Genomic DNA, 13,047 nt, shown 5'->3' on the forward strand with positions numbered 1-13,047 from the left:
TGTGTAGCTACGATATGGTATGCGTCTGAACTTGCACCATATCCAATGACTTCTGCATAAATCTTTGCCTCACTACGTAAAGCGTGAGATAAAGATTCTAAAATTAAAATTCCGGCTCCTTCTGACATGACAAATCCATCTCGATTTTCATCAAATGGACGACTAGCCTTAGTGGGATTATCTTGTCACCAATTAACCAATCGGCATTCTGAGCAGCTTCAAGAATATCAAATTAAACTTATCTAAAATATATTCGATAGATAGCAAAGTAACATTTTATATATATCGAACAATTAAGATGGATCCCTGCTATCCCTTGTTCGAAGCCAATTCATCTCCCGCCTACTCACTGGGCTGTAACCCTTCACGCTCCTTGAGGAAGGAGTCTTCTTGGCTAAAATGATAGAAACCGTAAAGATTAGAAATCCTTACGGTTTTTATTTGGATTATTTACATGCGTTGCGTATTCGGATCTATATAGTTATTCTGAATCACTTTATTTTTAAAAATTTAACTTCATTAGATTTATTTAATTGTAGCCTCCACTTTTATTTGTTCTTTTTGGGTATTGTTATCTATAGCTATATATATTTTTTCAATTTTATAGACGGTATTTCTTGGCAATAATAATTCGTATTGCCCTGGATACGCAGTCAAGTCATCTGAATTCATATAAGCACCATGAGTCCCAGAGCCTACCTTAAATTCTGTCATAACTGGTCTTGTTTTGGCATATCCGGCATCAATAAGTATAGAAGTGCTTATATACCCAAATTCTGTTGTTGTTTTTCCTTGGAATTTTTTTTGTATTTCCTTGAATTTCTCCCTATCAACCTTGCCGTTTTTTATTATGGAATTATCATACTCCTTTCCAAAAATCCATGCATCATCCCCTCGATACACTTTTATATTGTCATTCACTTTTGCCTCTTTTCTATTTAATGCTTTATCTAAGGATTCAATTTTTTTCTTCATTGTAGGATCAGAATCTAATTTACCCGCATGCGTTCTTAAAAATTCATTATACGGTCTTGCATTTTTTGTATAATCTCTTATGGCAGATTTCTCTTCTTTACTCCACTTATTAAATTGTTTTTTCCCCCAAGCATCAGCTTCTTCTTTGTTTGTACACAGCTTATATTTGTCTACATTATTACAGTCCTTGAGTTTTGACGGTATATTTCCTATATATTTTGATGTAGATTGAACCGTCACATTATCGTTTGGCTCACTCATCGCAAATGTAGATGTAGTACCACCAAATACAGTTAAACCTAATGATAGAATAGTAGCTATAGCTAGACTTTGTTTTTTCATACTAAAACTCCTCTTATTCTTTATTTTTTAAAAATTAAAGGTTTCCATTCTCCAAAACTATGTTTATATAGATCTGTAGAGCTATCATGACTATGAACTTTTACAAATGGGTAACATAGTCATAAAACAATAGAAAAGTATTATTATAGAAATAGTATTCAATTCAAAGAATAAACTAACCCATTAGAACTCGTACCTTAATAGTTATTCCTATAATTTACCCCTGGTTATTTATTGTATATAAAGTGAAGTGCGCATTGTATTGAATGGGAAATTAATAGAGGTTTTTTGATATTCAAATGTCCCCTGTTGATGTCCAGATGCATCCCACTTATAATACCAACCAACAATTGGGTTGCCGCCAATTACAGTTGATCCAATACTCTTTACTGCTGAACCATTCATTTTTGCAATCGGATTTTGTCCATATCCAATTTCTTTTGTGTAAATATATAGGTAACTTCCCCCATGATTTCTTGTTGTACTAAAGCTATTAGTATTGATTGTCTCTACCCCACCTTGCTCAGACTCTACTTGTACAACATTTAAGGAAGACAATGGTGCTGCAGGACCAGCAGATGCCTCTGTTGCCATTCCTAAACCTACAAATGTAGTGATTGCTAACGACGAAATCCCTAATGCTACTTTTTTAAACATAATAAGATCCCTTCCCTCCATTTATTGTATATCATCACAAACATAACTTTGTTTCCTAATTATGTAAATATCTTGAAGTTGTAGAAATATAAAATAGAATATTCTGTTTTATATTTCTACAGCTTTATCAACACAAGAGATAGGCTTTTTGCCTTTTCACGTAGATCGTATTATAGGCATGTCTAATTGTTCATCCTTTACTACTCTGTGGGATTAGGTTATCAAATTGATAAATTCAACAATTTATTTTCAAGATATTTATTAACTATAGTATTATTAATGAAAGAACCATTATAGGGATACGGAAACGATTTTAGGTATGAGGTGTCACCATTGGCATTAATTAAAAATAAAAAAAGAACTTTATTCAAGTTCTTTTAATCAATGAGACTAAGTGGTCTAGCTCACACCTCTAATTTGGCATATTTCTTCATTGTAAATTCTCTTTTTCCTTTTATCCATTAAAGTGTGTAGTTATAGGCATACCGCCAACATTTTAACGAGAATATAAGCTAAGCAAGATTTCACATAAGAAAATATTACTTTATTTCTTATTCCTATAAGAAATCACAGTGTGCAATCCAATCATTTGTTTTACTATTTTTAGCAAAATAAATTCCGCCGCCATGAATAATCTTTAAATGTGCTTTTGGATCGTCTGTTATTTGAAAAACAAATTTATAATCCGCGGGCCATTGGATGCCTGATTGGGCAAAACAAGCATAGCCACCTAATTTATGTATGTAATAATTTTCTTCAAAAATATCCTCGTAGTATTCAATATCAATTGTGTTTTCAAGTTCTAAAATTCTATCTTGCATGTTGTTTGGAAAATCTTCCGTATCCCATTGTGGAAACTCATCAGTTACTAATCTAGGGATTAAGGGAAAAGGTTTTAGATTTGGAAACGTAAGTGACATCTCATTGGGTACTAGTTCCTCTAAAGAATCATATTCTCTAATACAAAAATTCCCTGATAAGTTGGACAAATCTTTAGCAAAGTTTGGAGAGAGAAATACTGCGATGGCTTTCAAATCTTTTACTGTTTCAGGAACAAAAGGTATTTGAGTTAAATTAAGCATCATGATCGCATACATCTTTTCTTGATAGCGGTCGATTGGGTAAGTTTCATTTGGTAATGAATAGGGAATCTTTCCAATCCAACTTTCATTTATAGAGAAATCAGGTCTTTTTCCTCCTGTTTGAAAGAGAGTTGCTTTTTTTCTTAGGATATTCTTTATTTGAACTATTTCCAAAGTATTTCTCCTCCTAAATTTATATTTTATTTTCTCTGTATTTCAATTCATAAGTATATTGTATCAATAATGTGTGTTTTTTGTTATAACGATTCTTTTGAAGGGTGCTGTTAGCGGCAATTTCACGTATCTTTTTTGTGCTTTTACTGTCAATTTAAAACAAATTTGTAATGTTGTAAGTCCTTTCTATTTGCAAAACTATGTGATATATTTTTAACATATAGAGCGAAATATATCACGTAGGAGGATTGTATGAAAAATAAAATGGCTTATTTAGGATTTATCGTTTTTTAGGGTTTTTGGCACCTTTCTCATTTTTAGGTGATATTACGTGGGCAGGTCTCCTATTCAATTTCTTTTTCTTCTTTGCATATGCAAAAGTGGTACCAGATGAGCTTTTTATACTACATGTTCGCATCTCTGCTACAAGAGCTTTTTTCGTAGCATTGGTACTAGGTATCATACTAGTTTTGAGTATTTTTATTTTTGAAAATCTACATATAATTCGTTTAATTGTTATTATTGCAGTTTTTGCACCATTAGGTACCTTCTTAATTAATTTAGAAATATTTGAGCGTAGAGAAAAGAAAGGAATGCAAGATGCCACTTAAGACTCGAATGAAAGAATATAGAGTAAGGTTAAATATGTCTCAGGAAGATTTAGCTAATAAGGTTGGGGTTAGAAGAGAAACAATTGGCAATCTCGAAAACGGAAAATATAACCCTTCATTCAAACTTACTTATGATATTGCAAAGGTTTTAGAAGCGCCTATCGAGACTCTGTTTTGGTTTGAAGAATAGAATAATTCTAGTACAAATAAGTTAACTTTTATAATTGATATTTTCATAAGTTTTGATCAAGCGTTTTTATAAAACCTACATTCAGACTTTAACATGGGAATCCATTTTGATTAATCTTTATTCAAAATGGATTCTTTTTAGTGTTAATTCAATACGGATTTTCAAAGCATTTAGGGGCACGCCACATCGCTATCAAGCTAACAAAACAAAATTACAGATCCCTATATTAATATTTGGGTCCCAATTTCTATTTTTCTCATTATCTATACAATATATTATTGGATTACTGTGCAACTGTATAAAAGAATTGTATTTCCAAAAGAACTATAATAAATTCTATAGAATATGAAAAAATATATAATTATACTTGCATTGGTAACAATTTTGACTACTTTAATGTCTGGGTGTAGACAAGTAAATGGTTTGTATGAAAAAGCAACAGCAAAAGAATATTATGTCCAAATTCAAGGTAATGAAGATAAGCAACAGCATCCAACCACAAAAGAATATAAATTAGACGCTTATAATGAGGACGGAGAAAAGGCTAAAGTTACTTTTACTGTGTCAGAAGAACTAAAGGCCCCTGTGTTTCTTCGTATTCATGTATTAAAATCAAAAGATCCTGATGAAAATCATTTCGTTAAGGATTACGAAACAGTAAAAGAAACCGAACTACCTGAGAAAGTGAAAGAGAAAATAAAAGGTAAATAAAGAATAGAGATTATTTCGTATGAAAAAATTTCTTGAAAAATGATTAAAAAAGGTAACCTGTACGGTAAAAGGCAGGTTACCTTTTTATATGGAGTCCCGCCAACCAAATGATATAAAACCCACAATAATACATTTTATGGAAGATGAAAACCGACTTTTCTACGTTAAGGGGAAAATCATTCATTTTATCTAGATAAAAAAAGAGAACATAAATTTAAATTATATTCTCTTTCTCTCTTATTCATATAGGAAATATTCGCTTAAATCAAACCTAGCTACCTTGTTAACTAAAAGAAATTTAACTATAATGCTAATAAATATTGGATATCCTAATTAAGTATAAAGCATATACAGTAAAACATCACATTCTCATTACTTTTTTTCAGGAAGAACAATTCCTTTATATAATTGAACTGTAATAAGATAATAGATTGAATAGATAACCACGAAAATCAAGATTGGTAACCAAATACGGAAATATGGGTCAATTAAGATGAAACCAAAAATCTTCATACCCAATAATACATGAATCATACCTACTATCCCTGGAAATAAAAATACTAAAAATAACTCTTTATAAATGGATTTTGCTAATAATTCATGACGGACTCCAATTTTACGAAGCATTTCATAGCGTACAATATCTTTTGATGCACCCGAAAGAATCTTAAACATTAGGCAGCTTGCCATCATCGCAAGGAAAGCAATACCTAAGAAGAACCCCATAAATACTGTTCCGCTGGCACTGGCGTAAATCATAGTGTATATTTGATATTTGCTGAAGATATCTTCAACTGTGATACTTTTATATTTAACTAGCTGCAACTCGTCAATTTTTTTCCATTTATCTAAATATGTTACAAAATCCTCAGTTTTTCCAATTACAACAATGTTTTCTTTTTCTTGTATGCCATCGTACATTTTTTGATCTACTATTTTTTTTACTTTTTCCATGTAATTTAAATAGGTTGGTTGAAGAGAGCGTAAAGCGTCATCCCACTCTTCTGGGATAATATTGGTATTCTCCTCACCATATTTTGAAATGGCTCCTACAGGAAGATTTTCAGAAACTCGTTTTATTTTCTTTCTATCTTTTTTTTCCGTTCCAGATTGCACAAGTGGACGGTTTCTCTCTAAATCTTCTTTTAAGTAGTAAACATATTTTTCATCTACTTTATAGTGATATTCATTCTTTTCTTTAAATGTAATACCATCTAGAATATTCTTTTCTTCAGCTGTTGGATTATGAATGACTGTATCGTATATTTCAAGTTGATCCGTCGATTGAATTACGTTATTTTTGAAGGCCATCCCACCTGAAATCGCCCCCGCACCAAGTGCTACTAACATTGCTACTGTTGCGAGTACCTTTGTTAAACTATTAATACGAAAGTTTAATTGAGCAAATGTAAAAGCATTAAGATCTTTCTCACTACGCTTTTTATTACTCTTTAATTTTTTAATAATAAGCGGAAGGACAGAAGTAAATAACAAATACGTTCCCGCTGTAGTTGTAAGCATCGCAATCATAGGACCCTGTTCTTTTAACTCATCCATATAAATCATCGAAGCATATCCAATTCCTAATAAGATAATGGCTAAAAATGAAACAATCCCAGTCCACTTACCTTTAATCATTGTACGTTCTGCTGAAGCATCTGCATGTACAAGTTGCAGAACGGAGATGCGTGATAATTTCACACTATTCATAATGGCAGATAACACAAATAATACCAAAAAGAACATACAAGTAACTAACATAGATGGTACATAAACCCCTTGGTAACCACTCGCAGTAAAATCCAGTTGCTTCATGAGGAGTTTACCAATCCCTTGTGAAAGCCCTATTCCTACTGTAATTCCAATTACTAAGGATACTGCCCCAATAATAATCGTTTCTAGAAACATAAGTAATGTAACCTTATGTTTTTTTGCACCTAACATCATATACATCCCAAATTCTTTTTGGCGAAGAGACATTAAAAAAGAATTTGCATATAGAACATAGAAGAATGTAATGATTGCTAATAGAGCTGAACCTGTTTGAAAAACAGGCGCAATTGAACGAATAGTAGTATTTGCTTCAACAAATGTTTTATTTAATGCTAGCGTTTGAAACATGTAAAAAATTGAAATTGACATAACAAGACCAACTAGTAAGACAATATAATCTTTTAGCTTACTTTTTAGCCCTGACATAGAAAGTTTAAATATCATGGTGGACGTCCTTTCTTATCCTTTTTGTGTACCTAAATCCGCAAGTACATCTAAAATTTCTTTATAGAACGCCTCACGTGTACCAATACGATGTATTTCTTTATATAACTCACCATCTTGAATGAACAAAATGCGTTGGCAGTAACTTGCACTATATGGATCATGCGTAACCATCATAATCGAAACATCTTGTTTTTCATTTAGATTTTTCATTGCTTCTAAAAGGCTTTTTGCATTTTTTGAATCTAGTGCCCCTGTTGGCTCGTCCCCTAAAATAATTGCTGGTTCATGTACAAGCGCGCGTGCTGCTGCAGAACGTTGTTTTTGTCCGCCAGATACCTCGGATGGGTATTTTTGAAGTATTTCCGAAATCCCCAACATATTGGCTACCTTCTTTACTTTTGGACCAATCTTACGCGATGGGACTCCTTGAAGTGAAAGGGGCAGTGCAATATTTTCATAAATAGATAGATTCTCTAATAAATTGAAATCTTGAAAGATAAATCCTAATTTTTGAGAACGAAAATCTGAAAGCTCTCCTTGCTTCATTTTAGTTATATCGATACCAGCAATTTCAACAATGCCGCCCGTTACTACATCTAATGTTGAAATTACATTTAATAAAGTTGTTTTTCCTGAACCAGACGGTCCCATGATTCCAACAAATTCTCCCTCTCGAATCGAGAAAGATACATCTCTTAAAGCGTGTGAATGATTTTCACCTTTTTTACCGTACACTTTTTGAACATTTTTGACATTTACAACTGAGTGGTTCATAATATTCTCCTACCTTTGTTTTTAACTTCATAAATTCATTATTTATTTTTCAAGTTTTTCTTTTGCTTTCTCAGGAACTTCTTTTTCCTGCACTTTCTCAAATTTGTAAACATACTTTCCTTTTACATGAACCTTTAAATAAGAATCTGGATAATCATCCTTACCAGAAACCCCTACTTTAATGGTATTTTCATCGCCTGATTCATCAACTCCGTTTAACATGTAAAAATATCTCTTACCATCAGGTTTTGCTTCCCCTTTTGTAAGGACGTACACATCTTTTTCTCTCACTAATGGATTAAATCTATCTATTGTTTCTCCTCCCATATAAGTTAATAATCCACCCCCTACAACAACTAATCCTGACACTGCAATCCAAGCTTTTTTCATCTTTCATTTCCACCTTTCTTTTTCTTATATGATTAAGTGTGATTTCATTCATTTTTCAAGTTTAAATAAGAAGAATCTTTAACGCATTTCCAAGTATAAAGAGCATTTCTTAATAAAAAGTGGAGGAGCTTCTTAAGATTTTCTTAACAAACAGTTTCCTATTGTAAAATAGAACCCTTCCTTTAAGAGAAAGATTTATCCCTATATAAATCATAGGAGATTGTTTGCATATTGACTTTAGTTTTATGTACAATAAAGGTAAAGATATAGTCTGAAACAGGAAGAGGAAAACCATGTCCAATTCATTAGTAAATTTACGTATCGATAGCAGTTATTTGGCACAAATGGGAATGAAGATATTTTAGTTGCTTTTTTAAATGCCATATTAAAAGATTCTTTAGAATCACCTATTGTTGCCTTACAATTAGAAGATCCACATTTGCATCGAGAATATGAAGAAGATAAATTATCGATTTTAGATATTTCGGCTACATTAAATACAGGTACAAAGGTAAATGTAGAAATACAATTGAATAATAATCACGATATGGTTAAACGAAGCTTGTATTATTGGGGAAGGTTATACACCTCTCAATCGCAAAAAGGAATGCCTTATAGCTCACTTCATAAAACGATTACCATAAACTTATTAAACTTTGTGATGTTTCCAGAATATGAAGCGTTTCATACAACAGAAATCCTTTGGAATCAACAACAACAAAAGTTATTAAGTGATGATATAGAAGTTCATATTGTAGAGATTCCAAAGTTACTACAGCAATGGCGTGAAGAAAAAGTTAATCCGTGGGAAGATTCGTTTGTTCGTTGGTTATTATTGTTACCAGCGAATGAAGATGAGTATCTCACACAAACATTGGAGGACATTGCCATGAATCAAGATCCGATTTTACAAAAAGCAATGAATAAGTGGGAACGTATGAGTCAAGATTCTTCTTTTCGTCAAGCATATGAAGCAAGAGAAAAGGCCTTAATGGATGGGGCTGCAAAGTTTGCTCATGCTCGTAATGAGGGGAAAAAAGAAGGAATTCAAGAAGGGGTTCAGCAAGGGAAAATACAGATGATTAAAGGTATGCATGAACTTAGTGTACCACTTGAAACGATTGCTAAAGCCAGTAAATTAGGCATAGATGAGGTTGAACGTATTTTAGCACAAAAATAATCAACAACAAAAAAGAGCCTATTAATTAGGTTCTTTTTTTGAGTTATTTGTAACAATTTCTATCGTTTTCCGACAGAAGACTCCTTCCTCAAAAATGTGAAGGTGTGAAACACTAATTTTGGGTGGGAGATGAATGTCGGTTGGCATAAGCCAACATGTTTGCTACCATATATTTGTACAGATTGCTCTTTGAAAACCTAAGATATAATGTGATTCTTAGAGAAGTGGAAAAGTGCCGGTTTGAAAAAGTTTAATCGTTTATAAAAAAGATGAATTGCAATAACTTAGGGGTCTGTTTAGCCATGGAACGAAATCATGCAATAAGCATTAGTGAACATTCAAAACAATACCGAAGGTATTAGCTGAATGAGTATGGGACACCGATATCGTACATATTTCAGAGAAATGTCGGCAAAATTTTTTCAAGAGCTAATCTTATTGTTTACAATAAGTCACATTGACAAATATGAGTATATTAAATATAGTACTATTTGGGGTACGGAAACGATTCTGGGTATGAGGGGCCACTCTGGAAAAATATTCAAATGAATACTATAAATATAAACAAGAAACCTATCTGCGGATAGGTTTTTATTTTACAATGAAGATGGTTGAATATAGAAACATATATAAATTCTAGGGGGATTAGTTATGCCTAGTATTCAAGATACGATATATCCAAGAATCAAACATAATTTAAGTACGGAAGAACTAAGTAGTGTATATACGCCAACAAGAAGCGAAATAGAATGGACAAGTTTGAAAACAAAAGGAACATTACAACAGCTAGCGCTACTAATTTTGCTAAAAACTGTACAAAATCTTGGCTTTTTCACACGTATTTCAGATATACCTCCAATTATAATTAAACACATTGCTCAGTCAGCTCAATTACCTATCCCCATTGAAACTGAATGGGAAGCATACAGTAAAACACGTACTGTAAAAAGACAGTATTACTTTGTAAGACAGTATCTAAAAATTCAACAATTTGATCATAATGCTCGTCAAATTATGCTTGATACAATGAAACATGTAGCTGGAAGTAAAGATGATCCAGCTGACTTAATTAATGCAGCTATTGAAGAGTTAATACATCAAAGATATGAATTACCCGTTTATAACACTTTTAAAGAATCGGCTAACGAAATAAGACATAAATCTTATCGTTTCATTTATGAGCAAGTATACGAAACATTACAAGAGCAACAAATAAGACAAATAGATTGTTTATTCCAAACAGAACCTGACACCTTTTATAGCCCTTGGAATCGTCTCAAAGAAGACGCCAAACGTGCCTCCTTATTTCATTTAAAAGAGTTAATTCTGCATTACGATTGGTTAATACATCAAAAAATACCTGTTTACCTTCTTGAAAGCTTTTCTTCAACCAAAATACAACAAATGGCTGCTGAAGCTAAAACATTAGATGCTTATCGTATGTCAGAAATAGAAAAGAAGAAAAGATATACGTTAGCCATCTCTTTGATTTCTGTACAAACATCAAGGATATTAGATAATATTGGTGAAATGCTGATAAAACGTATGATGAGTATCCATAAAAAAGGACGTGAATTTTTACAGAATTATAAAAAACAGACACAAAAACGAACGGATTCTTTAGTAGCCACTTTACAGCATGTACTGATGGCCTATCAAACGGAAGGAATGCCTGAAGAACGTTTACAAGCCATCCAACAAATACTTGGAGATAAAGAAGATTAAGTATTACAAGATTGCGAAGATCATCTAGCGCTTAGTGGAGATAATTACTATTTGTTTTTACAAAAATTCTTTAAAAGTCATCGCTCTACACTATTCAAAATTTTAGAGGTAGTTCCTTTACGGTCAACAAATCAGGATTCATCTATAGTAGAAGCCATTCGATTTCTATTATCTCATCAACATACCAGAAAAGAATGGATATCAGTCGCTCATATAAAGAAGATTGGACTGCGGAAAAGGGAAGTGACACCTCTTCTGAACTTGTCCTGGATACCTGATGGTTGGTGGAGATGGTTAAGCCCTAAAAAGAAAAGAGACGTTGTTCCAGAGGAACTGAATCGTCGGCATTTTGAAGTATGTGTATTTTCACAAATTATGTGGGGTTTGAAATCTGGAGATTTATATATTGAAGGAAGTGAAAAATATGCAGATTATCGAAAACAACTGATTTCATGGGAAGAATATGAAGAGAACCTTGAAGAATTTTGTAATCAATTAAACTTACCTAGTTTAGGTTCAGATTTCACAAAAAAGATGCATGATGACCTTCAACAAGCTTGCTATAATACCAACAAATCTTTCCCGCATAATCAACAAATTCGATTTGAAAAAGGGGAAGTAGTAATTGGAAAACTAAAAAAGAAGAAGGTTCCTCCTGAATTAAAAGAGCTTGAAAATTATATTATGTATAATTTAGAACCGATTAACGTTCTAGATATGTTAGCAGATACAGAGTACTGGCTCAATTGGACTCGTTTCTTTGGACCTATTTCCGGATATGAGGGCAAATTAGAAAATCATGTTGAACGTTATGTAACAAATACATTCTGCTACGGATGTAACTTAGGTCCTACTCAAACAGCTCGTTCAATACAAGAAATAGATCGAAAGCAAATTGCTTGGATTAATCAAAGACATGTAACAGTTGCAGATTTAGACAAAGCAATTCGATATATTATTAATGCTTATAATCGTTTTGAGCTTCCAAAATATTGGGGAGATGGAAAAAGTGCATCAGCAGATGGAACGATATGGGATGTCTATGAACAAAATCTTTTATCTGAAAATCATATTCGATATGGAGGTTATGGAGGCATTGGATATTATCATGTTTCCGACACATATATTGCTTTATTTAGTAATTTTATTCCTTGTGGCGTTTGGGAAGGAATACATATATTAGATATTTTGATGAATGAACAGGTAGATATTCAACCGGAAATTCTACATTCGGATACACAAGGACAAAGCACCACAGTCTTTGGTTTAGCTACTTTATTGGGTATTCAGTTAATGCCTCGCATTCGCAATTGGAAACAATTAAAATTATTTCGCCCCAATACACAAGACAATTATGAACATATTGATGAACTATTTTCAGGAGAAATCAATTGGAGTATGATTGAAAATCACTACCCAGATATGCTTAGAATTGCGATGTCCATCAAAGCTGGTAAAATTACTCCCTCTACTATATTGAATACACTAGGCACATATAGTAAGAGAAATAAAATATATCAGGCATTTTGTGAATTAGGCAGAGCTATTAGGACGATATTTTTGTTACAATTCATGTCTAATGAAAAATTACGACGTACCATTCAATCTGCAACAAATAAATCTGAAGCATTTAATGGATTTACAAAGTGGCTCTTTTTTGGTGGGGAAGGCATTATTTCTGAGAATGATCGTGAAAAACAGAAGAAAATTATTAAGTATAATCACCTGGTTGCCAATTGTCTTATCTTTTATAATGTGTTTTCTATATCTAAACTAATTCATGAGTATGAAAAACAAAAAGAGGGATTTAATAAAGAATTGATTTGTTATTTGAGTCCTTACATGACAGCGCACGTAAATCGATTTGGAAAGTATCATATTGATTCAAATCGAATACCAGAAAATCTTCCATTTGATCCTTCAACTTTTTCAAAAAACAAGGTGTTTATTTAAATGTTATGTACAAAAAAACGTAGGAATATTTAATTCCTACGTTTTTTATAAGTAAATGAATTC

Annotated in this window: 10 protein-coding genes and 3 pseudogenes; 6 read left to right on the forward strand and 7 right to left on the reverse strand. The window is 32.4% G+C overall.

Annotated elements, in window-relative coordinates; all coding sequences use genetic code 11:
* The 4 genes and pseudogenes from QO049_RS24180 to QO049_RS24195 form a co-directional block, all read right to left on the reverse strand.
* Positions 1–182: pseudogene (locus tag QO049_RS24180) on the reverse strand (beta-ketoacyl synthase N-terminal-like domain-containing protein); the annotation flags it as partial.
* A gap of 343 nt (positions 183–525) precedes the next feature.
* Positions 526–1,317: an ADP-ribosyltransferase gene (locus QO049_RS24185; protein ID WP_284489551.1), complete on the reverse strand. Its 792-nt coding sequence runs from the start codon at positions 1,315–1,317 to the stop codon at positions 526–528.
* A 231-nt stretch (positions 1,318–1,548) separates the two neighbouring features.
* Positions 1,549–1,974 (reverse strand): DUF4879 domain-containing protein, encoded by a 426-nt coding sequence (locus tag QO049_RS24190; protein WP_046960447.1) that lies wholly within the window; start codon positions 1,972–1,974, stop codon positions 1,549–1,551.
* A 557-nt stretch (positions 1,975–2,531) separates the two neighbouring features.
* The gene (locus tag QO049_RS24195) at positions 2,532–3,230 is read right to left on the reverse strand and encodes a DUF1963 domain-containing protein (RefSeq protein WP_284489552.1); all 699 of its coding nucleotides are present in this window, start codon (positions 3,228–3,230) and stop codon (positions 2,532–2,534) included.
* A gap of 252 nt (positions 3,231–3,482) precedes the next feature.
* Here QO049_RS24195 and QO049_RS24200 point away from each other — a divergent pair.
* The 3 genes and pseudogenes from QO049_RS24200 (at position 3,483) to QO049_RS24210 (ending at position 4,742) form a co-directional block, all read left to right on the forward strand.
* Positions 3,483–3,841: pseudogene (locus QO049_RS24200) on the forward strand (DUF3796 domain-containing protein).
* The gene (locus tag QO049_RS24205; RefSeq protein ID WP_001128819.1) at positions 3,831–4,031 is read left to right on the forward strand and encodes a helix-turn-helix transcriptional regulator; all 201 of its coding nucleotides are present in this window, start codon (positions 3,831–3,833) and stop codon (positions 4,029–4,031) included. Before QO049_RS24200 ends, QO049_RS24205 begins: the two are co-directional and overlap by 11 nt.
* 345 nt (positions 4,032–4,376) lie before the next feature.
* Entirely contained in the window at positions 4,377–4,742 is a 366-nt protein-coding gene (locus QO049_RS24210) for a YxeA family protein (RefSeq protein WP_065705842.1), read from the forward strand.
* A 372-nt stretch (positions 4,743–5,114) separates the two neighbouring features.
* Here the strand turns inward: QO049_RS24210 and QO049_RS24215 are convergent, their stop codons facing one another.
* From QO049_RS24215 to QO049_RS24225, 3 genes are read right to left on the reverse strand one after another with little or no spacing between them, the layout of a single operon-like run.
* Positions 5,115–6,959 (reverse strand): FtsX-like permease family protein, encoded by a 1,845-nt coding sequence (locus QO049_RS24215; RefSeq protein ID WP_284489553.1) that lies wholly within the window; start codon positions 6,957–6,959, stop codon positions 5,115–5,117.
* Positions 6,960–6,974: 15 nt separating this feature from the next.
* Entirely contained in the window at positions 6,975–7,736 is a 762-nt protein-coding gene (locus QO049_RS24220) for an ABC transporter ATP-binding protein (RefSeq protein ID WP_065705841.1), read from the reverse strand.
* Positions 7,737–7,778: 42 nt separating this feature from the next.
* Entirely contained in the window at positions 7,779–8,126 is a 348-nt protein-coding gene (locus QO049_RS24225) for a YxeA family protein (RefSeq protein WP_246963690.1), read from the reverse strand.
* A gap of 293 nt (positions 8,127–8,419) precedes the next feature.
* Between QO049_RS24225 and QO049_RS24230 the strand changes: the two are divergent.
* The 3 genes and pseudogenes from QO049_RS24230 (at position 8,420) to QO049_RS24240 (ending at position 12,984) form a co-directional block, all read left to right on the forward strand.
* Positions 8,420–9,306: pseudogene (locus QO049_RS24230) on the forward strand (Rpn family recombination-promoting nuclease/putative transposase).
* A 651-nt stretch (positions 9,307–9,957) separates the two neighbouring features.
* Positions 9,958–11,031, forward strand: coding sequence for a DUF4158 domain-containing protein (locus tag QO049_RS24235; protein ID WP_284489554.1), 1,074 nt, complete (start codon positions 9,958–9,960; stop codon positions 11,029–11,031).
* Positions 11,032–11,082: 51 nt separating this feature from the next.
* A complete protein-coding gene (locus QO049_RS24240) occupies positions 11,083–12,984 on the forward strand; it encodes a Tn3 family transposase (RefSeq protein ID WP_284489555.1) in 1,902 nt (633 codons plus the stop codon).
* The last annotated feature ends 63 nt before the right edge of the window (positions 12,985–13,047 follow it).

This window comes from Bacillus sp. RB3 (genome assembly GCF_030164735.1).
Classification (GTDB): Bacteria; Bacillota; Bacilli; order Bacillales; family Bacillaceae_G; genus Bacillus_A; species Bacillus_A cereus.